Source organism: Citrifermentans bremense R1, from assembly GCF_000426865.1.
GTDB lineage: Bacteria > Desulfobacterota > Desulfuromonadia > Geobacterales > Geobacteraceae > Geomonas > Geomonas bremensis.
Genome location: NZ_KE384582.1, coordinates 24,583 through 46,111, shown reverse-complemented (window position 1 = coordinate 46,111; position 21,529 = coordinate 24,583). Strand labels below are relative to the sequence as shown.

At 59.2% G+C, this 21,529-nt stretch carries 23 protein-coding genes, 1 tRNA gene and 1 riboswitch; of the genes, 6 read left to right on the top strand and 18 right to left on the bottom strand.

The window, feature by feature from the left end; translation table 11 throughout:
• Positions 1–82: 82 nt before the first annotated feature.
• The 3 genes from tsf to ilvY form a co-directional block, all read right to left on the bottom strand.
• A complete protein-coding gene (gene tsf, locus K419_RS0120875; protein ID WP_012531185.1) occupies positions 83–733 on the bottom strand; it encodes a translation elongation factor Ts in 651 nt (216 codons plus the stop codon).
• Positions 734–828: 95 nt separating this feature from the next.
• A complete protein-coding gene (rpsB, locus tag K419_RS0120870; protein WP_015836791.1) occupies positions 829–1,596 on the bottom strand; it encodes a 30S ribosomal protein S2 in 768 nt (255 codons plus the stop codon).
• Positions 1,597–1,815: 219 nt separating this feature from the next.
• Positions 1,816–2,739, bottom strand: a complete 924-nt coding sequence (gene ilvY / locus K419_RS0120865; protein WP_026843233.1) for an HTH-type transcriptional activator IlvY — start codon at positions 2,737–2,739, stop codon at positions 1,816–1,818.
• 242 nt (positions 2,740–2,981) lie between these two features.
• On the opposite strand from ilvY, the gene ilvC reads away from it, so the two are divergent.
• Positions 2,982–4,454: a ketol-acid reductoisomerase gene (gene ilvC, locus K419_RS0120860; protein ID WP_026843232.1), complete on the top strand. Its 1,473-nt coding sequence runs from the start codon at positions 2,982–2,984 to the stop codon at positions 4,452–4,454.
• 86 nt (positions 4,455–4,540) lie between these two features.
• Here the strand turns inward: ilvC and K419_RS0120855 are convergent, their stop codons facing one another.
• From K419_RS0120855 to K419_RS0120810, 10 genes are all read right to left on the bottom strand, one after another.
• Positions 4,541–5,410 carry a hypothetical protein gene (locus tag K419_RS0120855; protein ID WP_026843231.1) on the bottom strand — a complete coding sequence of 290 codons (870 nt, stop codon included), beginning with the start codon at positions 5,408–5,410 and terminating at the stop codon, positions 4,541–4,543.
• A 163-nt stretch (positions 5,411–5,573) separates the two neighbouring features.
• Positions 5,574–5,957 (bottom strand): hypothetical protein, encoded by a 384-nt coding sequence (locus tag K419_RS0120850; RefSeq protein WP_026843230.1) that lies wholly within the window; start codon positions 5,955–5,957, stop codon positions 5,574–5,576.
• Positions 5,958–6,077: 120 nt separating this feature from the next.
• Positions 6,078–6,521, bottom strand: a complete 444-nt coding sequence (rplI, locus tag K419_RS0120845; RefSeq protein ID WP_026843229.1) for a 50S ribosomal protein L9 — start codon at positions 6,519–6,521, stop codon at positions 6,078–6,080.
• Positions 6,522–6,542: 21 nt separating this feature from the next.
• The gene (locus K419_RS0120840) at positions 6,543–7,484 is read right to left on the bottom strand and encodes a YybS family protein (protein ID WP_226377751.1); all 942 of its coding nucleotides are present in this window, start codon (positions 7,482–7,484) and stop codon (positions 6,543–6,545) included.
• An 11-nt stretch (positions 7,485–7,495) separates the two neighbouring features.
• Positions 7,496–7,774 (bottom strand): 30S ribosomal protein S18, encoded by a 279-nt coding sequence (gene rpsR / locus K419_RS0120835; RefSeq protein WP_012531193.1) that lies wholly within the window; start codon positions 7,772–7,774, stop codon positions 7,496–7,498.
• Positions 7,775–7,777: 3 nt separating this feature from the next.
• Positions 7,778–8,182: a 30S ribosomal protein S6 gene (gene rpsF, locus K419_RS0120830; RefSeq protein ID WP_026843227.1), complete on the bottom strand. Its 405-nt coding sequence runs from the start codon at positions 8,180–8,182 to the stop codon at positions 7,778–7,780.
• 283 nt (positions 8,183–8,465) lie between these two features.
• Positions 8,466–9,560: a redox-regulated ATPase YchF gene (gene ychF, locus K419_RS0120825; RefSeq protein ID WP_026843226.1), complete on the bottom strand. Its 1,095-nt coding sequence runs from the start codon at positions 9,558–9,560 to the stop codon at positions 8,466–8,468.
• Between the two features lie 77 nt (positions 9,561–9,637).
• On the bottom strand, positions 9,638–10,204 hold the full coding sequence (pth, locus tag K419_RS0120820; RefSeq protein WP_026843225.1) for an aminoacyl-tRNA hydrolase: 567 nt from the start codon (positions 10,202–10,204) through the stop codon (positions 9,638–9,640).
• A 12-nt stretch (positions 10,205–10,216) separates the two neighbouring features.
• A complete protein-coding gene (locus tag K419_RS0120815; RefSeq protein ID WP_026843224.1) occupies positions 10,217–10,810 on the bottom strand; it encodes a 50S ribosomal protein L25 in 594 nt (197 codons plus the stop codon).
• Between the two features lie 56 nt (positions 10,811–10,866).
• Positions 10,867–11,817, bottom strand: coding sequence for a ribose-phosphate pyrophosphokinase (locus tag K419_RS0120810; RefSeq protein ID WP_012531198.1), 951 nt, complete (start codon positions 11,815–11,817; stop codon positions 10,867–10,869).
• Positions 11,818–12,140: 323 nt separating this feature from the next.
• Between K419_RS0120810 and K419_RS0120805 the strand changes: the two genes are divergently transcribed.
• Positions 12,141–12,545: a PilZ domain-containing protein gene (locus K419_RS0120805; protein WP_026843223.1), complete on the top strand. Its 405-nt coding sequence runs from the start codon at positions 12,141–12,143 to the stop codon at positions 12,543–12,545.
• Positions 12,546–12,619: 74 nt separating this feature from the next.
• On the opposite strand, the gene K419_RS0120800 is transcribed toward K419_RS0120805, so the two are convergent.
• Positions 12,620–13,015 carry a hypothetical protein gene (locus K419_RS0120800; protein WP_026843222.1) on the bottom strand — a complete coding sequence of 132 codons (396 nt, stop codon included), beginning with the start codon at positions 13,013–13,015 and terminating at the stop codon, positions 12,620–12,622.
• Positions 13,016–13,270: 255 nt separating this feature from the next.
• Positions 13,271–13,347: riboswitch (cyclic di-GMP riboswitch) on the top strand.
• Between the two features lie 99 nt (positions 13,348–13,446).
• On the opposite strand from K419_RS0120800, the gene K419_RS0120795 reads away from it, so the two are divergent.
• From K419_RS0120795 to K419_RS0120785, 3 genes are read left to right on the top strand one after another with little or no spacing between them, the layout of a single operon-like run.
• On the top strand, positions 13,447–13,752 hold the full coding sequence (locus K419_RS0120795) for a hypothetical protein (protein ID WP_026843221.1): 306 nt from the start codon (positions 13,447–13,449) through the stop codon (positions 13,750–13,752).
• A gap of 33 nt (positions 13,753–13,785) precedes the next feature.
• Complete coding sequence (locus K419_RS0120790; protein WP_026843220.1) at positions 13,786–14,718, top strand: DUF4382 domain-containing protein; 933 nt, start codon at positions 13,786–13,788, stop codon at positions 14,716–14,718.
• Between the two features lie 59 nt (positions 14,719–14,777).
• A complete protein-coding gene (locus K419_RS0120785) occupies positions 14,778–15,197 on the top strand; it encodes a bacteriohemerythrin (RefSeq protein WP_026843219.1) in 420 nt (139 codons plus the stop codon).
• 32 nt (positions 15,198–15,229) lie between these two features.
• Here the strand turns inward: K419_RS0120785 and K419_RS0120780 are convergent, their stop codons facing one another.
• The 4 genes from K419_RS0120780 to truD form a co-directional block, all read right to left on the bottom strand.
• On the bottom strand, positions 15,230–15,721 hold the full coding sequence (locus K419_RS0120780; protein WP_026843218.1) for a rubrerythrin: 492 nt from the start codon (positions 15,719–15,721) through the stop codon (positions 15,230–15,232).
• Between the two features lie 152 nt (positions 15,722–15,873).
• Positions 15,874–15,948: transfer RNA gene (locus K419_RS0120775), tRNA-Gln, on the bottom strand.
• Positions 15,949–15,959: 11 nt separating this feature from the next.
• Positions 15,960–16,802 (bottom strand): 4-(cytidine 5'-diphospho)-2-C-methyl-D-erythritol kinase, encoded by an 843-nt coding sequence (gene ispE, locus K419_RS0120770; RefSeq protein ID WP_026843217.1) that lies wholly within the window; start codon positions 16,800–16,802, stop codon positions 15,960–15,962.
• A gap of 119 nt (positions 16,803–16,921) precedes the next feature.
• Positions 16,922–18,154 carry a tRNA pseudouridine(13) synthase TruD gene (truD, locus tag K419_RS0120765; RefSeq protein ID WP_051293177.1) on the bottom strand — a complete coding sequence of 411 codons (1,233 nt, stop codon included), beginning with the start codon at positions 18,152–18,154 and terminating at the stop codon, positions 16,922–16,924.
• A 233-nt stretch (positions 18,155–18,387) separates the two neighbouring features.
• Here truD and K419_RS0120760 point away from each other — a divergent pair, with 233 nt between their 5' ends.
• The gene (locus tag K419_RS0120760; RefSeq protein WP_026843215.1) at positions 18,388–21,348 is read left to right on the top strand and encodes an NAD-glutamate dehydrogenase domain-containing protein; all 2,961 of its coding nucleotides are present in this window, start codon (positions 18,388–18,390) and stop codon (positions 21,346–21,348) included.
• Positions 21,349–21,529: the final 181 nt, after the last annotated feature.

The following is a 21,529-nucleotide window of genomic DNA, read 5'->3' as shown; positions in this document are numbered from 1 at the left end:
AACGGACGGTGCCGGGGCACCGGCCTTGCTGCAGATAGAAAAAGAGCCGCCCATGGTTCATGGCCGGCTCTTTTGGGACGTGTTACTGGCCGACCGCCGCAGCGACCTCAGCCGCGAAGTCGCTTTCTTTCTTGGCAAGCCCCTCGCCCAGGACGAACTTGGCGAAGCGGCGGATGCTCATGTTCTCGCCGATGGAGGCGATGGTCTCGTTGAGGAAGGTCTGGATGGTCTTGTCCGGATCCTTCACGTAGGTCTGCTCGAGGAGGCAGATGTCTGCGAAGAACTTGTTGATCTGGCCGTCGAGGATCTTCTCGATGATGGCTGCCGGCTTGCCGCTTTCCTTTGCCTTCTCGCGGTAGATCGCCTTCTCGCGCTCGATCAGTTCAGCCGGCACTTCTTCACGGCGAACGTAGAGCGGGGATGCTGCAGCGATGTGCATCGCGATGTCCTTCACGAAGCCCTGGAAGTTCTCGTTCTTGGCGACGAAGTCGGTCTCGCAGTTGACTTCCACCAGGACGCCGATCTTGCCGCCGGCGTGGATGTAGGAGCCGACGAGCCCTTCGGTTGCCGCACGGCCGGCCTTCTTGGAGGCGGCTGCCAGGCCCTTGGTACGGAGGTAGTCGATCGCCTTTTCGTGATCGCCGCCGGTTTCGGTCAGCGCCTTCTTGCAGTCCATGAGGCCTGCGCCAGTTGCTTTTCTGAGTTCGTTTACCTGTGCCGCTGTAATGCTCACGTTATCCTCCACAGTCGCCCGCGCCCAAGGACGCGGGCTTCATAGATGTTGTTATCGATCGGTACTGCAGTTTCGGCAGGAAGGGGCGGAGCTGATTAAGCCTCGGCCGGAGTCTCTTCCACGACCTCTTCGCCCTCGGTGGAGAACTCTTCCTCGGCGCCGGTCTGGAGGCGTGCGTTCCTTGCCTGACCGCCTTCGAGGACTGCGTCAGCCATCTTGCTGGTCAAGAGGCGAATGGCGCGGATAGCGTCGTCGTTGCCCGGGATGACGTAGTTGATGTCGTCCGGATCGCAGTTGGTGTCGACGATGGCGACGACCGGGATCCCCAGCTTCTTCGCTTCGCTGACCGCGATCTCTTCGTTTTTCGGGTCGACCACGAACAAAACGCCCGGGACCTTGCCCATGCCCTTGATGCCGCCCAGGGTCTTCTCCAGCTTCTCGCGCTCCTTGGCAAGCTTCAGCTGCTCTTTCTTGGTGTAAGCCTCGATGGTGCCGTCAGCGATCATGGCGTCCAGACGCTTGAGACGGTCGATGCTCTGCTTCACGGTGGAGAAGTTGGTGAGCATGCCGCCCAGCCAACGGTCGTTGACGTAGAACTGCCCGCAGCGCTGTGCCTCTTCCGCCACGGAGTCCTGTGCCTGCTTCTTGGTGCCGACAAAGAGAACGGTCTCGCCTGCCTGTGCTGCGTCGGTGACGAAGCTGTAAGCGTTCTTGAAGAGCCTTACGGTCTTTTGCAGGTCGATGATGTAGATCCCGTTACGAGCGCCGAAGATGTACGGCTTCATTTTCGGGTTCCATCTCTTGGTTTGGTGACCGAAGTGGACACCGGCTTCCAGCAGTTCTTTCATGGTGATGTTCGACATGGGGTGTTTCTCCTTTTTGGTTTTCCCTCCGCCACCTGGAATGCCGGAACCCGCGCTGCGGGCACCACCGGCAATGATTAGGGGGCGTGCGAATTTTAAACAGCGAACTTATATAGCACAGTGGAGAAGCGAAGGCAAGGCGAAAACCGTGTCACGCAAAGCCGCAAAGTCGCAAAGACAACAGAGCGGAAACTCCCCCATCAATGACTGTCGCATGGTTTACTTGGCGTCTTTGCGTCTTTGCGTGACCTTCTTTTGATTTATAGACTGCTCCTCAGCCAGTTGCCAGAAGGCCTTCACGCTGGGGCGCTGCAGGTTGCGCTTGCCGCAGCAAAGCCCCACCTCGTACGGTTTCAATGAAGGAGCCTTGTCCAGCACCGCCACTTCGTCCCTGAATGGGCTTCGCTCCAGCACCAGTTGCGGCACGATGCCGACCCCGCAGCCAAGCCGCACCATGGCGATGATGGCCTCGTTGCCCGAGACCTCGGAGGTGATATTGGGCGAAATGCGGTGCTCCTTGAGCCACTGGTCGAGCCTTCTTCGGGAAAGCCCTGTCTGCGGCAACACCAGCGGTGCCCGGGAGAGGTCGAGTTCGCCCCCCTCCTGCGGAACATCAGCAGCAATCGCGTGGCGCGGCGCGATGAAGATGAGCGGTATGGTGGCGATGGGGAGAAATTCCAGGTTCGAGCTATGCCGGTCGGGGAGTGCCGCCACGGCAAGGTCGATCTCCCCGTTTTGCACCTGCGTCACCGCCTGCTCCGCGGCCCCCGTCCTCAATTCCAGTTGAACCTCCGGGTACTTTTCCCGGTACGACTCCAGCAGTTCGGGAAGCAGGCTGTAGACCGCGGTGATGGAAGCGTATATAGATAACGTTCCCGCCACCGACTGCTCGTCCTTTATGGCGGCGCGGAAGCTCTGCCACTCCTGCAGGCAGAGGCGGGCGTAGCTTTTGAGGCGCTCCCCCGCCGGCGAAAGCGTTACCGTCCTGTTGTCGCGCAGGAAAAGCGGCTGTTCCAGTTGCTCCTCCATGCGCTGGATGGTCCGGGTCAAGGCCGACGGGCTCAGGTTGCAGGCCTGGCTGGCACGGCCGAAGTGGAGTGTCTCGGCGACGGTGAGAAATATTTCCAGCTCCCGCAGGTCCATGGTTGTCCTCCGGTGATCATCAGTTCAAGGTTGTCCATCGCGTCCATCGCGTCCATCAAATCCATGAGGTCCATCCCTCCTCGCCCTTCGGGAGAGGGCCGGGGCGAGGGTAAGCCCACGTTGCGCCAGCCGCAATACAATATGCACAATAATTCAATTTACGCAATGTGAAATATGGTATACAGTCGGCACACTTTCAGACTTGTAACCACACCACAACATAGATTCAGGAGGGAATACCGATGGGAGAGAACTATTTCAACACCCTGCCGCTGCGCCGCCAGCTCCAGGAACTGGGCACCTGCCGCTTCATGGACGCATCCGAGTTCGCCAACGGCTGCGAGTACGTCAAAGGCAAGAAGATCGTCATCGTCGGCTGCGGCGCACAGGGGCTCAACCAGGGGCTCAACATGCGCGACAGCGGGCTGGACGTCTCCTACACCCTGAGGAAAGAAGCGATCGAGCAGAAGCGTCAGTCCTACCTGAACGCCTCCGAGAACGGCTTCAAGGTGGGCTCCTACGAGGAACTTCTCCCCGGCGCCGACATCGTCATGAACCTCGCCCCGGACAAGCAGCACAGCAACGTCGTCGAGACCGTCATTCCCTTCATGAAGCAGGGCGCCGTGTTCAGCTACGCCCACGGCTTCAACATCGTCGAAGAAGGGACCCAGATCCGCAAGGACTTGACCGTCGTCATGGTGGCCCCGAAATGCCCCGGCTCCGAGGTACGCGCCGAGTACAAGCGCGGCTTCGGCGTCCCGACCCTTATCGCCGTGCATGGCGAGAACGACCCCAACGGCGACGGCCTTGAGATCGCCAAGGCGCTTGCTTCCGCTCAGGGTGGCGACCGCGCCGGCGTGCTGGAGTCCTCTTTCGTGGCAGAGGTCAAATCGGACCTGATGGGCGAGCAGACCATCCTCTGCGGCATGCTGCAGGCGGGCGCCCTTCTTTGCTTCGACAAGATGACGCAAAACGGCATCGACGCACCCTACGCCGTCAAGCTGATCCAGTACGGCTGGGAGACCATCACCGAGGCGCTCAAGCACGGCGGCATAACCAACATGATGGATCGCCTCTCCAATCCGGCGAAGCTCATCGCCTTCAAGCTGGCCGACGAGCTGAAGGACATCATGCGTCCGCTGTTCCAAAAGCACATGGACGACATCATGAGCGGCGAGTTCTCCCGCACCATGATGGAGGACTGGGCCAACGACGACGTGAAACTCCTCACCTGGCGCGAGCAGACCGGCCAGACCGCGTTCGAGAAGACCGAGGCAGCCGGCGAGATCTCCGAGCAGGAGTACTTCGACAAGGCGATCCTGATGGTCGCCATGGTCAAGGCAGGCGTGGAACTCGCCTTCGAGACCATGGTGCAGACCGGCATCGAGCCGGAAAGCGCCTACTACGAGTCCCTGCACGAGACCCCGCTTATCGCCAACACCATCGCCAGGAAGAAGCTGTACGAGATGAACCGCGTCATCTCCGACACCGCCGAGTACGGCTGCTACCTGTTCTCCCACGCCTGCGTTCCCCTGCTCAAGGACTTCATGTCCAAGGTCGGCACCGACGTGATCGGCAAGGGACTTGCGGCTAAGGACAACAGCGTGGACAACCAGCTCTTGGTCGCGGTGAACGCCGAGATCCGCAGCCACCTGGTCGAGGAAGTCGGCGCCGAACTGCGCGCCGCCATGAAGGGCATGCAGAAGATCGTCTAGCCTTAAGCTGCAGTTCCAAGAGGTAACAAAAAAGGCGCTTCCGTATAACCGCGGAAGCGCCTTTTTCATTTGAGATGGCGGGAAAGTCAGTCCGGGAACCCCATCATCGATTGCTGTTCCTCCACAGGCACCTTCCGCAACGGCCCCTCCAAAAGCGACCCCAGGAGGTACAGAATAGGCTTGATCACGCTGTCATCGGTCCAGTAGGCGGCGTGGCTGGTGGGGTTCCAGGCGGTCAGGATGTTGCCGACGCTCACCTCGATATCCTCGCTCACCGCTTTCCCATAGCTCCGACTGAGCGGCTTCAGCGGCCACCCCAAGACGTCGTCTGAGTCGTAGAGGTTCAACCACTTGGCCTTTTTCCGGTAATCCTCGGCAAGCGAGGAGGGAGGGAATTCTATCGCCGCCACCTCGTCCAAGGCCACAGTCATCATGGGGATATTGCTTCCCAAAGTGATCATGCCGGCCAGCGTCTCCATCCTTTCGAAGGGGGTCGCTCCGTAGTGCTCCTCATCCTTCCCTTTCTGCCGGTCCCAGATGTAGTCGGACATGATCACCGACCCGAGCGAATGGGCGATCACCAGCAGCGGCCGGTCGGCGCCGATGTTTGCGCGCAGCTCCTTGAGCGAGTCGCGGACCAACCCGTGTATCCTCTGATACAGGGAATCCGGCTTGTCTCTGTCAGATGCGTAGGCGGTGAGGGTGCCGAAGCTGTTTATGAAGAACTTGCGCAACTTGGCCCAGTTGAGGTCGTTGTCCGCGCAGAGGTCCACCCAGAGACGGTTCTCCTTGGCGGAGAGCAGCGGGTTCCAGTAGACGGATTGCCAGGCGATCTCGTCGCGGTTCAGGCCACGTCCGGCGATCCGCTCCCGCAGTTCATGCACCGTGTCGTGCGCAAAGTCGTCGGACACCGCACCCAGCCCATGCACCAGCAACACACCGACTTTCTTGTTCATTTATACCCCCTATGGTACCGGCTGGTTGAATGATCGATGCTGTGCCGGTACCTGCTCGTCCGACCCGTACGGTTTAATTTAACGCCACATTAAATTTCGCACATAAATATATCGGGAGAATCAACCTGTGCAAGTACGGGCTCTTGTCACCGACCATGGAACCCTACCCCTTTCCCGCACGAAACTCCCGATCGAAACGGAGCATCTCTTCCGTCGCGCCCCCCCCCAGCGCGAGGTAGTCGTCCACGCTGCGCCCCAAAAGAAATAGAGCCTCGTGACGCAGGTCCAGGTGCAGGTAGAGTTCGCTTTCATTCAAGGTGCCGGACGAAACGGGCTCTGTTTTGCGGCTGGTCAAGAGGTGCTTCACCGACTGGAACCCTCTTCTATCCTCCCCTTTCTTTTGGCGCAGCAGTTCGCCCAGTATCTCCTCTGCGGCCGCAGCCAGCGTGATGACGCTGAAGAGGTCAGCGCCGGCAAAGAAAAGCTTGAGCGCGGTCTGCAGTTGCCTGTAGGCGACATCCTTCTTGTGAAACTTTTCGATATTCATGCTCAGGCTCCGGTTTCGGGGTTCGCAGCCACTCTGGATAAAAAAAGGCCGCGCTCCTTGTCGGGAGCGCGGCCTTTTTGATGATGCCGGCGAACTGTGAAGCAGCTGGAACCGCAGCGCTTAGGCTTTGGTCACGGCCACTTTCAGGGTTGCGCTCACTTCCGGGTGGATCTTCACGGTTGCGGTGAAATCGCCCAGCTGCTTGATCGGCTCGGCGAGGACGATGCGCTTGCGGTCCACTTCGATGCCGCTTGCCTTGAGCTGCTCTGCCAGTTCCATGTTGGTGACGGCGCCGAAGAGCCTGTCGTCTGCGCCAGCCTGATGCGCGATGGAAAGGGAGAGACCTTCGATCTTGGCTGCCAGCTGCTTGGCTGCCTCGAGAACCTTGTTTTTCTTGTATTCGAGGTGACGCTTGGCGTGCTCGAGCGCTTTAGCGTTCTTCTCGGTAGCCTCGATGGCGAAGCCTTTCGGGAGCAGGAAGTTGCGGGCGTAGCCCGGTGCTACCTTCACGATGTCGCCGATGTGGCCGAGATTATCTACGTTTTCTTTGAGAATTACCTTCATGTTGCCTCCTAGCCTGGTTATTTACAGGTTTTCCTGTTTTTTGGGGGATCTGAAATCTCCCCAGAGGTCGAAAACACCCAGCACCGCGACCGCCAGCACCATGAAGGGCTGGATGATCAGGAACAGGGCGGACAAAAGCCTGATGAACTTCGGAACCTGGAGCCTGCGGAAATAGTGGCTGATGACGGCGAAACCCTGAACCGAGTAAAGGGCGCCAACCACGATCAGCACGTTCAGCGAGGCCAGGTAGACGGGGGTGCTCGGCGCCAGCATGCCGAACCCCGACGCAATCAAAAGCCACACCAGCGGCTCGGGATTGCGGTACTTCTTGAAATCTCCAACGTAGAGCGGAATCCGGACCCGGTTGGCAATCCTGGCCAGAACCAGGAGGTTCATGCAGGCCACAAGTCCAAGCGACACTGTGACGAGCGCGGGGTAGATGGTGATCACCAGTTCGCCCGCCTGCTGCATCGACTCCTGCATCGCCTTGAGTTCGTCCCCCTTGACCCCAGCCTTCTCATAGAGCAAAGCGGTCTGGGTGATGCTCGACTGCACCCCCTTGGCCACCTTGGCGTGCAGATCGGCCCCGGTGCCCAAGCTGTAGAGCAAGGCGGCAACGAGCATGACCAGCAGGTTAATGGCGACCGAGTAGACGATCGATCGGGCGCCCCCTTTCAACCGGAGCAAAAACTCAGGAAGCGCCAGGGACAGGACGCCTGCCTGCAGCAGGTAGACCAGCAGGAGCGTTGAATCCGCCAGGCCCAGGAGCAGCGCCGACGAGGTCAGCAGCACCAAAAGCCCGATCTTCCTGTCGTTCTTCAGGGCGTAGTAAGCGCCGGGGACCGGCGCGAAGAAACCCGGGATCATGCCGAGCACGGGGAAGTAAACGAAAGCAAGGAAGAGCGTCACCGTGGCGACGCTCCCCTTCACTACATCAAGAATCTGCCCCTGTACTGGGTTCACCTTAAGCGACACTAGGCGGTAGCGTGGCTGCCGGCGATCGGAAGCAGGGCGATGTTCCTTGCCCTTTTGATCGCTTCGGTGATTTCCCTCTGGTGCTTGGAGCAGTTACCGGAGATACGGCGCGGGATGATCTTGCCGCGCTCGGACACGAAGTAACGCAGGGTACGCGGGTCCTTGTAATCGATGGTTACCTGCTTGTCAGCGCAGAAACGGCAAACTTTGCGACGCTGAAACGGCCTTTTCTTCCTGGGGCCGCTGGTGCTTCTCTGGGGTGCTCTTTCGTCAGCCATCTTTTATCCCTCCACCGTAGTAGTCGTTTCGGCCGGTGCCTCGGTAGCAGCCTCAGCGGCAACTTCCTCGGTCCCTTCCTCGGCGCTCTTCACCGGAGCGGCAGCCGGGGCAACCACTTCAGTTTCGAGCTTGACGCTCTGGTACCTGATGACCTTGTCGTCAAGGCGCAGGCGGCGCTCCAGTTCGGCGATCAGTCCGGAATCGCCGTCGAAGCGGAGGTAAAAATAACGGCCGCGCGGGTTCTTGTTGATCGGGTATGCCAGCTTCCTGGTGCCCCAGTCTTCAAGCCTTTTGAAATCGCCGTTCATACCGGCGATCACGTCCTGTACCTTGGTGGAAAGAGCTTTGATCTCTTCATCACCGAGGTCCGGCTGGACGATGTAGATCGTCTCGTACATCCTGCTCATTGTTAAGCCTCCTCACGGTTAATTTAGCCCCGGTCCGACCCGGAGCAAGGAGATACGGCACTAGGCCGTTCTGGTGAACGCGTTTATTTACTACAGATAATCCTGTTTGACAACTAAAAAACAGAGGTGAGGCTGATAAAGATAAAGATTGAGAAAAGACACCCCCCTGCAGTCCGCCTTCCCTCAATCTCAACCACCTATCTCAAACAGCCTCCAACCCTGTCTTTCCTTTATCTTTATCTTTATCTTTATCTTTATCTTTATCTTTATCTTTATCTGTCTTTTAGACGTTGAATCTGAAGTGCATCACGTCGCCGTCCTGCACCACGTATTCTTTTCCTTCCAGACGCATGAGCCCCTTTTCCTTGGCGCCGGCCTCGCCGCCGGAGGCGATGTAATCCTGGTAGGCGATGACTTCGGCACGGATGAAGCCCTTCTCGAAGTCGGAGTGGATGACGCCGGCGGCTCCGGGAGCCTTGGTCCCCTTGGTGATGGTCCAGGCGCGGACTTCCTTGACACCGGCGGTGAAGTAGGTGATCAGGCCCAAAAGCTCGTAGCCGGAACGGATCAGGCGGTCAAGGCCCGACTCCGCCAGCCCCATTTCCTCGAGAAACGCCTGTTTCTCCTCGCCTTCCAGTTCGGAGATCTCGGCCTCGATGGAGCCGCAGATGAAGACGACGCCGTTTCCTTCCTTCGCTGCCAGTTGGCGCACTTCCTCGACGTACGGGTGCTTCCCTTCCAGATCGTCCTCGGCCACGTTCGCCACGTAAAGAACCGGTTTGGCCGTCATGAGGTGCATGTCGCGCAATATCAGCTTCTCGTCCTCGGTCTCGGCCAGGTCGCGCGGCGAGAGCCCCTGCTCCAGGGTGGATTTCACCTTGAGGCAGAAGTCTACGTCTTCCTTCGCCTTCTTGTCGCCGCTTCTGGCCTGTTTCTCGGTACGCTGCAGGCGCTTTTCCACCGTGTCGAGGTCTGCCAGCGCCAGTTCGGTCTGGATCACCTCGATGTCGCGCACCGGCGAAACGCTGCCGCTTACGTGCACCACGTTCTCGTTGTCGAAGCAGCGCACCACGTGCAAAATGGCATCGACGGAACGGATGTGCCCCAGGAACTTGTTCCCCAGCCCCTCACCCTGGCTTGCGCCTTTGACCAGCCCCGCGATGTCGAGGAACTCGATGGTGGTCGGCTGCATCCGCTCCGGGTGTACGATCTCGGCGAGCTTGTCCATGCGCGGATCGGGAACCGCCACGATGCCGACGTTGGGATCGATGGTGCAGAAGGGGTAGTTGGCGGACTCGGCCCCGGCCGAGGTGAGCGCGTTGAAGATGGTGGACTTCCCCACGTTGGGGAGGCCGACGATACCGCAATTGAAACCCATGACGTATCCTTTTGAAAACTCAACCCATTGCCGGGGGGAGTGCTATAAAGTCCACCTTCGTGAAGTGGGGGGATCTGCTACCTGGCGTTGAAGATGCTCATTGCCTTGGGCATCCCTTCCTTGATCATCATCTCCAGCGCGTCGACCGAGGTGTCCAGCACCTCGAGGAGAGAATCCATCTCCTCCTTGGCGAAGTTCGTGAGCACGAAGTTCACCACGTCGCCGTGCACGGGGCGGCCGATGCCGACGCGGATGCGCGCATAGGCTGAAGAACCGAGCTCCTGGGCCAGCGAGCGCAGGCCGTTGTGCCCGCCGTGGCCGCCTCCCTCCTTGAGCTTTACCTTGCCGAACGGGATATCCAGGTCGTCATGGATCACGATGAGATCAGAGAGGGACAACTTGTAGAAGCGAAGCGCCTCCGCGACGGAGCGCCCCGACAGGTTCATGAAGGTCTGCGGCTTGAGGAGGTAGACCCGCTCGGCGGACCAGTTTCCGTCACCAGAAAGGCCGGAGAAGGCCTTCCTGGTGACCTGGATTCCCGAGAGGCTGGCTAAGCGGTCCAAAACCATGAAACCCGCGTTGTGGCGGGTCCATGAGTACTTTGGCCCGGGGTTGCCGAGCCCTACGATAAGTTTTGCTGCCATACGATTCCTGGATTAGGCGGCGGGAGCGGCCTCTTCCTCTGCGGCAGCCTTGCGGCCGAGGATGCTGACCACGGACGCTTTGGGGTCGGAGAGGATTGCGGTGCCGATCGGAGCAACGATCTCGGCTACGTGCACGGAGTGGCCGATCAGCAGTTCGGTCACATCGACGTTGATGTGGGGCGGGATGTGGACCGGGAGGCACTCGACTTCGACTTCGTGCATGGCGAAGTCAAGGAAGCCGCCTGCTTTGACGCCGGCCGGGGTGCCGACCAGGTTCAGCTTGACATGAACCTTAACCTTGTCCGCCAGGTTGATCTTGTGCAGGTCGACGTGGCGCGGCACGTTCTTCAGGCTGTCGCGCAGAAGGTCGGCGACGATCACGTTGGCGCCGTTCAGCTCGCCCGCGCACTCAAGGGTCAGGATGTGGTTGCGGCCACCCTCGCCTGCGATGGCTTCGGAAAGTTCCTTCTGCCCCAGGGAAATGGATACGGGAGTGATCCCTTTGCCGTACACAACGGCCGGAACGCGGCCGGCAGCCCTCAGGCGGCGGCAGATACCCTTGCCAGTTTGCTCTCTCAGTTCAGCTTTCAGCACCTGCTTACTCATACATCCTCCGATGTCGATCTTGGTATTTAATGACCCAATGACGTTTTTATTATTTATTACACGAAAAGCGAGCTGACCGATTCATCCTCATGGATGCGGCGGATCGCTTCTCCCAAAAGTTCTGCAACGGAAAGCACCCTGATCTTGTCCGAAAGCTCAGCTTTCTCGCCCAAGGGAACCGTGTCGGTTATGACGACTTTCTCTATGACCGAGGCGTTGATCCTGTCGATCGCGGGACCGGAAAGCACGCCATGGGTGGCGCAGGCGTAGACGTTGGCGGCGCCGTGCTGTTTCAGGGCGAGAGCTGCCTGGGTCAAGGTCCCTGCCGTGTCGATCATGTCGTCCAGGATGATGGCGTTTTTACCTTTCACGTCGCCGATCAGGTGCATGATCTCGGCCACGTTCGGGCCGGTACGGCGCTTATCGATGACGGCCAGCGTGCAGCCGAGCCTCTTGGCGAAGGCCCTGGCGCGTTCGGTCCCGCCTGCGTCCGGCGACACCATGACCAGGTTGTCCGGATCGTCGGCGAAGCGGCTTTTCAGGTGGGCGAGCAAAACCGGAGCGGCGTAGAGGTTGTCCACAGGGATATTGAAAAAGCCCTGGATCTGCCCCGCGTGAAGGTCCACGGTCACCACCCTGGCGGCGCCGGCAGTGGTGATCAGGTCGGCCACGAGCTTGGAAGTGATCGGGGTCCTCGGTGCGGCCTTGCGGTCCTGGCGCGCATAACCGTAGTAAGGGATCACGGCGGTGATGGTAGCCGCCGAAGCCCTCTTCAGGGCGTCGATCATGATCAGCAGTTCCATCAGATTGTTGTTGGTCGGACAGCAGGTCGACTGCACCACGTAGATGTCACGCCCGCGGACGTTCTCGCCGATCTCGACCATGATCTCGCCGTCGGAGAAGGTCTTGACCTTTGCCTTCCCCAGGGGCACCTTCAGGCAATCACAGATCTTTTCTGCCAGAATAGGATTGGAGTTACCGCTGAACACCCTGATCTTGTTTTCCATTGAAGCTCTGCCCCTCATAACTTCTTTTATTTAGGTTCTGCGCGGCCTGCAGGCTTCCCAACCCCACCTAGACCGGCATCACAAATCCAGGAAACGCTACTTAATACAATAGTTGCCCCCTGAAGTCAATGGAAAAGCTGTCCGAACACGCGCCCGGCGGCCTTGCTGCAGAAGTCGACAGAGCCCCGCGCAACGGCAAAGAGAGTCGGCACCCGCACATCGTTAGGCTGTAATAATTTTTCCAAAAATTCCTATAGTCGGGTATCCTCTGTGACGATAAGAATCCTGCCCATTGTCTACTACACTGCAGAGGGGGATGCTATATGGAACAGCGGCGTTTTCACCGGATACAAAGCAGGGCGCCCGGCCAACTGTCACATTTTGGGATGGACTACAAGTGCCGACTGGAGAATGTCTCGTTGAGGGGCGCGCTGATCAGCGCGGACGAGTGCATAATGATCCCTGTCGGCGACTGCTGCACATTCTCTGTCGTTTTGGAACCCGAGACCGCGCCTGTAGTCATAACCGCCTGCATCGTGCACTGCTTTTTTTCCATGGTGGGGGTGAAATTCGTAAATTTTTCGGGGGACGCCGAGGAGCGGTTGCTCAGCTTCATGCAAAGGTTGACCACTGAACCGGACAAATTGAAGCAGGAGTGGGAAATGATACAGGAGAAAAGACGTAAAAGCCGCGAAGAGTGCTGCCTGCCCACAGCAACCAGATCCTGATCCCCCAAAAAAGAAAAGGCCCGCCGCCTTGTAGCGCCAAGCCTTCACGAATCAGTAAGCCCGCCTCCCCTTCCCTAGCTCACGCGCTGGTTACCGCCTCTCCCCTGGGAGCAGTTCACCCGCAGCTCGTAAGGGAGGCAGCTGTTGATGTTGAGGACCTCCTCGGCGAGGGCCAGGCTCTTGTATCGCAACGAGACCTGCTCCAGCTTGGACTTTAACTGCACCAGCACGACCAGATCCTCAGTTCTCGCGTACTCGTTGTACAGCTGCAACACCTCGTCAAATACCATATCTATCGACGCTTCGACCGGCGCCTTGGCGCCTGCCGCGTAGGTTAACACCTTATCCTTGTCATCTTCAAGTTCGCCCCTGAGCACTGCGGATTGCCGGGCTTCGCGCATGAATCTTTTCAGCGCGTCACAGTTGATCTCGTACTTGGCATTACCGATCTCGAGAATGGTTCTTACCATTTTATCCCCTCGTGCATCTCGATATAACATTGAAGCAATGTAAGTGCGTCCACGCAAATTCCGCATTCGCATTGATTATCTTCGGCAAATCTAGTGGAGACTTTAAGCCTTTTTACTGTCTGGAAAGTTGAGACACTACAATCCTTTCACAAAAGCGGATTCCCTCTGACAAAAGTCCCGGAACCAACTGATTGAAAAGCAGCCTTGACATGCTCCATACCTTGCGCTATGTTTCCAGCACATTTCAGCATAGATAGACGACAATACTAAACCATCCGCGAGGATGGGACGGAAAGCCTACAGGGTCTCCAAGAGACAGCCGGGTCGCCGAAATATCGATCGATATTTTTGGCCCCGGCTTTTTTGTTGCCGCAATCCCGGAGAAGGACCGGCTCGGCGACACGCCTGGCGCCCCTAAAACGGAGGAGAAAATGAATAAAGTCGTTTTAACCCTGGCGGTTGCAGCCGTCGCCGCCTTCGCCGTCGCTGGACCGGAAGCGGCCCAAGCCAGCTCGGTGGACCTGAACATCCAACTGGGCGCTTACATCCCGGCCCCTCCGGGGGTGAGGATCTACGTCGAAGCCGGGCGCCCCTACTACGTGGAGAACCACAGGCGCGTCTACATGAAAAAAAGGCACCACGAAGACCACGGCAGGCATCTGGGGCACTACAAGGAAGAAGACCATGACAGGGAAGAGGGGCACGGGAAAGAGCACGGCAAGCACGGCCGCGACTAAAAGCAAACTGTGACTAAAAGAGGAGGAGAGACCATGAAAAGAATAACCGCAGCATTCAAGCCGGCTGTCATAGCTATCTGCGTTATCGTGGCAGCCTTCGCGTACCTTGCCGGTTGCAGCGGCGGAGGAGGCGACGCCAGCAAAGGGACCCTCAAGCTTTCCATAACCGACAGGCAAAGCGACAACTTCGGCAAGGTAATCATCGCCATACGCGAGATACGGGTAGTCCCCAGAGGATTTGAAGGCGCAGCCGACAACGATGTCAACCTGCCGGTGCTGGTCCAGTTCACCACGCCTAAGGTTATCGACGTCATGGCCTTGCGCTTTGCCCAAGAACCGTTGGGAGAGATCGCCCTTCCCGCCGGGAATTACAGCCAGATCAGGCTGATACTGGAGCCCAACCCCACGGGCAACCGTCCCCCGGTCAACTACCTCACGCTCAGCAGCGACGTCAACGGCACCAATCCGATTCCCCTGGACACCCCCAGCGGGCAGCAGTCCGGGCTCAAGGTGCTCGGACCGATCGAGGTAAAGGCAGGAATCATCAATGCAGTCATGATCGACTTCGACCCCAACACCGCCATAGTTTCGCGAGGCAACGGCGGCTACAACCTGAAGCCGACCGGGATCAGGATGGTGCAGATGGCAAACGAACTGCCGCAGTTCGGTTCCATCGTCGGCAACGTCAGTTCCAGCTTCGGGCATTGGTCCAGCGCCACCGTCGCCATCAAGAGGCGCGGGACGGTTAACGACACCGACCCCATCGCCGCCGGGCGCATCTTCTCCAGTTACACCAGCGGCAGGTGGCAGGCCCCCTTTGCCGCCTTCGTACCGGCGGCCAGCGGCAGCCTCGGCTATAAGACGTTCATAACCACGAACGGCTTCGCCTTGTATTCGTCCCAGACAGTATCGGCGGTACAGAATCAGGCGACCGATCTGGGCGAGATAGTACTGACACCACGGTAAGAGCAAACCTGCGACGCCGGTCCTTCATAGAGGGCCGGCGCCGTTGTTGGGAGAGCGGTATGCCTATAATTCAATGGAATGTAAATCTTTTGGTGGGAATACAGGAAATCGACCGGCATCATAAGCAGTTGGTGCAATCGCTGAACACGGCCTACGACGAGTTTCGGGAAGGTAAAGAGATCGAGCTGTCATTCCTGCAGGAGTTGATCGACTACGCCGCTCACCACTTCACCTGTGAAGAGCAATGGATGAAGAAGACGGGGTACCCCAAGCTGCAAGCCCACCGGGAAGAGCATGCCCTCTTCACCAGCAGGGTCGCCGATTTCAGGACGGGCCTGAAAGACAACGGCAAGATATCAGTAGAGTTGATCTGGTTTTTGTGCAACTGGGTGACGCACCACATAGGCGAAAGCGATGCCGAGTTCGGCCGCTTCGTCGATGTCCACAACATCCGTACCAGAGGCGACCAGCCCGGCTAGAGCGCCGGCGACAGCTGACATCAGCGCACCGTTCAGGGCTGCGGCAACGAGTTCAGGTACGCCCGCAGCGCTTCCACATGCTCCCTGTCGTGGTCCATCATCGCCTGAAAGAGCTTCTCCAGTTCGCTATCGGCGAAGATCACGATGGTGGACATGTGCAGCACCGCCATCTGCTCCTCCAGCTTGATCGCCAGGTTGAGCGCCTCCACCTCCGACAGGGTCGACGCCATAAGCTGGTCGACCTTCTCTTCCAGCTTCTGCAGGCTGACCATCGCCTTGGTCAGATCAGTATTTACCCCTGACATCCCCACGCCCTGCATCCTGGCCGCCATGGCGAACTGCTGCGCGTGGCTCTCTTCCTCAAGTGCCGTCTTGCTCCAAAGCCTTGACAGCGGCTTGTTGTCGGCGAAGCTGCGTGCGAAGTGGTAGTAGAGCTCCGCACACTTAAGCTCGAACCGCTTGCACCTGTCGATGAAGTGGAGTTGGTCCATGGTCAATCTGGCTGCGGCTTCCTTTTCGATCATAAAAACACCTCGGAACAATACGTTTGCAGCATATAGGTCTATTCGGACAGAGGAAGATTTACTTGAACAAGCATACTCCCCCCTGCGGTTTCAGTGAGAGAGGGAGTAAAGAAACAGGGGACTAGCTGCATGTGCTAGTCCCCTGAATGGTTTGGCTGGGGCGCCAGGGATCGAACCTGGGAATGACGGGATCAAAACCCGTTGCCTTACCGCTTGGCGACGCCCCAATATTTGATTTTTAAATGGTCCTGACGGCGGCTGCGAACCAGCCAGGCGATTTTGCTATCTCAGCTGCCGCCAGTCGTGCCGCGCTTTCGTTGTCGAAAAGACCGAAAACGGTGGAACCGCTTCCAGACATCAGCGACCCGCGGGCACCTGCTGCCAGCAGTACCTCTTTCAGTTCGCTCACCAGGGGGAATCTCCCGCAGGTGACCGGCTCCAGATCGTTGGAAAGGAGCTCGCAGACCTCGTCGAGGCTGCTGTATGAACGCGGGATTATAGTGGCGGGATCCGGCGTTGTCAACCTTAAATTTTGATAGACCCAGGCAGTGGAAACATGTATCCCGGGGTTCACCAGCACCACCCAGAGGGAGGGAACTTCTTCCAGTGCGGTGAGGCGGTCGCCGATCCCCTCGGCCAGGGCGGGCTTTTTGAAGATGAAGAACGGAACGTCGGCACCGAGCTTGACGCCGATCTCCATCAGCCGCTCGTCCGTAAGACCCAATTCGAGGAGCTCGTTCACTCCCATCAGGACAGTGGCGGCGTCGCTGCTCCCCCCCCCGAGCCCTGCCCCTACCGGTATTTTCTTGGCAATGGTGATTTCTATGCCGACTTCCTTACCTGAAAGCTTCAACAGTGCGTCGGCGGCACGCCAGGCTATGTTCCCCGGCCCGTCGGGCACCCCTTTCCTGCCGCAGGTAACGCGGATTCCGGGGGAATCGGCAAGGGCAATCTCTATCTCGTCGCAGAGATCGACCCTCTGCATGATCATGCGCAGCTCGTGATAGCCGTCCGGCCTCTTGCCCAATACGTCCAGTCGGTAGTTGACCTTGGCCGGCGCCAGCAGTTGCAGTTTTTTCACAACGACTCTCCTTGAGGTATTTTCGAGTGCGGTAACCCCTCGCCCTATGGGAGAGGGATGTGAGAAGTCGGCCTGCCTCCCTTCGCCCTCTGGGAGAGGGGATGGATGATGGCTCATACCTATTCGCTCTTCATTATCTCGCTCATGACGCAGGTGGCGTAGGCTCCTCGCGGCAGCGAGAAGCCGACCAAAAGGTCGGCCCCCTCCTGCTGCACATCCGCCCCGGCAATAGGAACCCGCAATGGGCGCCGCTCCCCTTCCATACGCAGACCTCCCGAGAGGTTGAAGCTCTCAAGGGTTAACTCTTGCGCCGCCAGCACCTCGCGCTCCAGTTCGCCCTGCGCGCCGTGAGGCTCCATCATGGTGCAGCCGAACATGGGGCCGGTGGGGGAAATATCGAAGGCTTCGGCGCGCGGCGCCTCCGCTGCCAGATCCTGCACCAGGAAACAGGCGCCGTTCTCGTGCTTGAAGGCGATGTCGCCGACGTTCACCTTGTCGAAGCTATCAAGCCTTTTCTCCAGCACCAGGTCGAAGAGGGAGGACTGGAAGGCGGAGAGATACAGCCTCTTCATGCGCGGCTGCACCGAGTTGAAGGCCCTCTCGAGGCCGTCCGGCCGCTGCACCAGCCGGGTGAGCAGTTCGCGCTCGACCCGGAAATGCCCCGGGAACAGCGCCAGGCTTTCCTCCACTTCGCCGCGCCGGTACGCCTCGATGGCCTGGCGCCAGCGCTCGTCGGTCACCGCAGCCGGGTCGCCGATCAACCGGTCCACCGCCGACTTGAACTCGCGGCGCAGCATGGCAGCCCCGATCTCGTGGGTGTTGCCTTGGGCACCGTAGCGCTGGACCCCGAAACGGTTGGGTACCCCGCGCCTGGTCATGACCTCCAACGCGGCCCCCGCATGCTTCGCCGCGCCTTGGGCCACGTCGCGGACCCTGATGACGAAACGGTTTCCCTTGAGATGCCCGAGCCTTAGCTTGTTGCCATGCATACTGGCCGAGAGGATCTTGATCCCCGGAATCTCAAGCGCCAGCACCTTATCGGGCGCCACGCGCGGTATGGAGACGGTCTGGCGGGTGATGCCAATGGCATCCTTCATCCCGGCGTAGCCCAAATCGCGTTCCTGGACACCCAGGGTCTTCGCGATGCGGCGCAGCGCCTCAAGCGTCGCGATGCCGCGCTTTTCCAGGACCGCGAAACAGTGCTCCCCCTGCCCGCTTGGCAGATAGGCCGGGATCTCCTCGACCAGGAAATCTTCCGGGCTCCCCTTGATGGTGCCGCCGGTCCCCGGGACCTCGGCTGTAAGATATATGGACAATGCCCCTCCCTGAATCCGTTTCCGCAACCGCAGCATCATACCCAGTACCAGCTGCTCTTTCAACATCTTTCCATTCCACCCGCGGACAGAATCTGCAGGAAACGCGACTAAAGAATTCGCCCGTAATGCCGACCAATAAGCATCGTCATAATGCTTCTCTGACAGCAAGATTTATTTGCCGTGACAAAAACCACGATTGAGCAAAAAGGTACAAGTTCGATATACTGGCACCAGCAAAGACAACAGTTACGAGATAAGGGGAACTAAGCATGAGCAGCACGGACAATGTAAAAAAAGCAACATCTGCTGAGCTTGCCGCGAACCGTAAGTGGTTGAAAGAGTCGATAAGTCCATACTTCTTCAGTGCAATGCGCGACGAACCCGAAGCTTTGAGGGTTTTGGAGCTGGGTTTGGGAACGCTCAGGCACAACCGGCGCCTGATACTGGCCGACCGCGACAAATCCCTGATACTGGCACGCGTCAACGCCCCCGGGTCTCTGTACGACGCGTTGCGCCACTTCCAGGACCGCGAAATATCCTACGCCATGATCACCCACTCCGACGCGCCCATGCCCGGGATGCAGGAGGCGCTGGAGATTCAGCGTTTCGAGTTCGACCGCAAGAGAAACGAGGAGGTGCTCGCCTGGAAGGAAACGAAGGTTCCTGCCGGCATCGCGCGCAAGGTGGCGGCGGAACTCAAAAGGAGCTATCCCGAATTCGACCTGAAGGAATTCGACCGTCTGCTGCGTATCCTCTGGCTCAACAACGAAAGCTACGTCAGGGTCTCTTCGCCGCTGCGCGTGGCGCAGGTGCTCCAGTTGCATCAGAAAGCGAGCAGGAGCGGCGGACTCTACCTCTACGTCGAACCGAGCAGCATTCAAGAGGTATCTCGGGTCCACTTCGCCGTAGGCAACCCCCCGCAAAAAGAGTTCCTGCTGCAGCTCATGGAGGTGTTCAACCGGCTCGACCTGGCGGTGAACCGGGCCTATTGCCTCACCATCACCACAGGCGTCCACCCCTATTTCCTGGGGACCTTCCTGGTCAACCGGCGCCACGGCGGCGTGCTTGAGGCGGGGAGCGAGCTTTTCTCCCGCCTGCAAAAGGAGCTCTACAACACCCAGATCGTCTCCACCAGGGGATATACCTACCGCGAGTTCGTCACCACCGGCGTCATGTCCGGCGAGGACGCCTCCCTGACCAACGCCTTTATCGCCTTCTGCCACACGAACCTGGCCCACAACCAGCCCGACCGCTTCGGCCTGGACGACGTGCAAAGCGCCTTCCACTCCCACCCGGAGATGTCGCTGCAACTGGTGAAGCTCTTCCGCGCCCGCTTCGATCCCGCCGTCACCGCAAGCGACCCGCGCTACCAGTCAATCCTGGAGGAAACGGTCGAGGCGGTGGAGGGATACAACACGGGGCACCGCTACCTGGACGAGATGCGGCGCACCATCTACCGCTGCTGCCTCATCTTCATCACCCATACCTTGAAGACCAACTTCTTCGTACTGGAAAAGCAGGCGCTCGCCTTCAGGCTCGACCCGACCTACCTAGCGGCGCTGGAAACCTCGTCCACCTCCGACCTCCCGCCGGCGCAGCCCTTCCGGGTGACCTTCTTCTTCAGCCGCTACGGCTTCGGCTACCACATAGGCTTCTCCGACATCGCCCGCGGCGGCTGGCGCACCGTCATCGCGCGCAACGTGGACGACTACATCACCAACTCCAACACCATCTTCAGGGAGAACTTCGTGCTCGCCCACACCCAGCACCTGAAGAACAAAGACATCTACGAGGGTGGGTCCAAACTGGTGCTGATCCTGAACGCGGCCGACCTGCAACGCGGAGGGGAGCGCGAACTGGAAGTCTGCCGCCTCTACAAGCTGCAGCACGGTGTCGTCAACGCCTTCCTGGACGTCTTCGTCACCAGCGACGGCGTGGCAAAGAACCCAGCCGTGGTCGATTACTATCGCGAAGACGAGCCGATAGAACTGGGCCCGGACGAGAACATGCACGACTCCATGATCGAGAACATCGCCCGCATCTCCAAGCGGCGCGGCTACATCCTGGGGATCGGCATCATGTCCAGCAAGGAAGTCGGCATCAACCACAAGGAGTACGGCGTCACCTCCACGGGGGTGATCAAATTCGCCGAGATCACCATGGCCGAGCTGGGGACCGACATCTACCGCGACCCCTTCAGCGTGAAACTGACCGGCGGCCCCAACGGCGACGTCGCGGGAAACGCCATGCGCATCCTGTTGAACCGCGCCCCCAAGGTCGCCATCAGGCTGATCCTGGACGGGACCGCCGCCTTGTGCGACCCGGAAGGAGCCGACCATGAGGAACTGGGGCGTATCGTGCTCAAGCAGGACCTGGATGCGTTCGACCCGCTGAAGCTGCATCCCGGCGGCTTCATGCTCTTCAGAAGCGGCAGCCGCAGGGAGGGGCTGCGCGAACTCTTCCGGAAGGTCACCCGCACCGGCGACGGAGTGCGCGAAGAGTGGATCTCCACCGACGAATTTTCCAAGTGGTACGGAAGCCTCCCCTTCACCGTCAAGGCGGATCTCTTCATCCCGGCAGGCGGCAGGCCCGAATCCATCGACAAGGACAACTGGCAGAACTACCTGCTGCCCGGGGGCGCACCCTCGACCGCGGCCATCGTCGAAGGGGCGAACTCCTTCATCACCCCCGAGGCGCGCGTCCAGCTGCAGAAAAAAGGGGTCATCATCATGCGCGACGCCTCGGCCAACAAGTGCGGCGTCATCTCGTCGTCCTACGAGATCATCGCCAACCTGCTGCTGTCCGAGTCCGAGTTCCTGGCGGAGAAGGAGCGCTACGTGAGGGACGTGCTGGAAATCCTGGAAAAGCGGGCGGGAGACGAGGCGAGGCTGATACTGAAGAGGCGACGCGAGCAGCCCGGGCTTCTCTGCACCGAGATCTCCGACGCCCTAAGCGGCGAGATAAACGAGGAGTACGCCACCATTTACCGCTTCTTCCAGAACCGGCCCAACCTTTGCCTGCAGCCGATCTACCGCAAAGCGATTCTAGCCCACCTGCCGCGGATGCTGCGGGAAGAGCCGAAGTATTCAAAGAGGTTGAAGAACCTGCCGCGCAAGTACCTCTTCGCCATACTAGCTGCGGAAATAGGTTCGTCATTGGTTTACCGGGGAGACAAAGAGGCGGATCTCGAGGCGACGCTGAAGGGGCATCTGATGCGGCAGTTCGAATAGCGACGATACACGAAGTCCCCCTTTACCAAGCCGGTTTAGGGGGACTTTCAGTTTGCTCATCGGATATTTTTCAAAGGCTCACCGGGGAATACCAGGAAGCCTAGGATGTATCTGCCCACCAAGCATTGCGCGAGCACTCACGTCCCCCCCTTTGCGAAGGGGGGACAGGGGGGATTTGCTC

Excerpts from the sequence above, each read along its gene's own strand:
- rplI (WP_026843229.1), bottom strand. The coding sequence starts at position 6,521 with ATGAAGGTAATTCTCAAAGAAAACGTAGATAATCTCGGCCACATCGGC.
- K419_RS0120780 (WP_026843218.1), bottom strand. The coding sequence starts at position 15,721 with ATGATCGAAAAGGAAGCCGCAGCCAGATTGACCATGGACCAACTCCAC.
- ychF (WP_026843226.1), bottom strand. The coding sequence starts at position 9,560 with ATGGGTTTCAATTGCGGTATCGTCGGCCTCCCCAACGTGGGGAAGTCC.
- truD (WP_051293177.1), bottom strand. The coding sequence starts at position 18,154 with ATGCTGCGGTTGCGGAAACGGATTCAGGGAGGGGCATTGTCCATATAT.
- K419_RS0120850 (WP_026843230.1), bottom strand. The coding sequence starts at position 5,957 with ATGAATATCGAAAAGTTTCACAAGAAGGATGTCGCCTACAGGCAACTG.
- K419_RS0120815 (WP_026843224.1), bottom strand. The coding sequence starts at position 10,810 with ATGAGTAAGCAGGTGCTGAAAGCTGAACTGAGAGAGCAAACTGGCAAG.
- ilvY (WP_026843233.1), bottom strand. The coding sequence starts at position 2,739 with ATGGACCTGCGGGAGCTGGAAATATTTCTCACCGTCGCCGAGACACTC.
- rpsB (WP_015836791.1), bottom strand. The coding sequence starts at position 1,596 with ATGTCGAACATCACCATGAAAGAACTGCTGGAAGCCGGTGTCCACTTC.
- rpsF (WP_026843227.1), bottom strand. The coding sequence starts at position 8,182 with ATGAGCAGGATGTACGAGACGATCTACATCGTCCAGCCGGACCTCGGT.
- K419_RS0120785 (WP_026843219.1), top strand. The coding sequence starts at position 14,778 with ATGCCTATAATTCAATGGAATGTAAATCTTTTGGTGGGAATACAGGAA.
- K419_RS0120790 (WP_026843220.1), top strand. The coding sequence starts at position 13,786 with ATGAAAAGAATAACCGCAGCATTCAAGCCGGCTGTCATAGCTATCTGC.
- K419_RS0120810 (WP_012531198.1), bottom strand. The coding sequence starts at position 11,817 with ATGGAAAACAAGATCAGGGTGTTCAGCGGTAACTCCAATCCTATTCTG.
- pth (WP_026843225.1), bottom strand. The coding sequence starts at position 10,204 with ATGGCAGCAAAACTTATCGTAGGGCTCGGCAACCCCGGGCCAAAGTAC.
- K419_RS0120760 (WP_026843215.1), top strand. The coding sequence starts at position 18,388 with ATGAGCAGCACGGACAATGTAAAAAAAGCAACATCTGCTGAGCTTGCC.
- rpsR (WP_012531193.1), bottom strand. The coding sequence starts at position 7,774 with ATGGCTGACGAAAGAGCACCCCAGAGAAGCACCAGCGGCCCCAGGAAG.
- ilvC (WP_026843232.1), top strand. The coding sequence starts at position 2,982 with ATGGGAGAGAACTATTTCAACACCCTGCCGCTGCGCCGCCAGCTCCAG.
- K419_RS0120795 (WP_026843221.1), top strand. The coding sequence starts at position 13,447 with ATGAATAAAGTCGTTTTAACCCTGGCGGTTGCAGCCGTCGCCGCCTTC.
- K419_RS0120800 (WP_026843222.1), bottom strand. The coding sequence starts at position 13,015 with ATGGTAAGAACCATTCTCGAGATCGGTAATGCCAAGTACGAGATCAAC.
- K419_RS0120805 (WP_026843223.1), top strand. The coding sequence starts at position 12,141 with ATGGAACAGCGGCGTTTTCACCGGATACAAAGCAGGGCGCCCGGCCAA.
- K419_RS0120855 (WP_026843231.1), bottom strand. The coding sequence starts at position 5,410 with ATGAACAAGAAAGTCGGTGTGTTGCTGGTGCATGGGCTGGGTGCGGTG.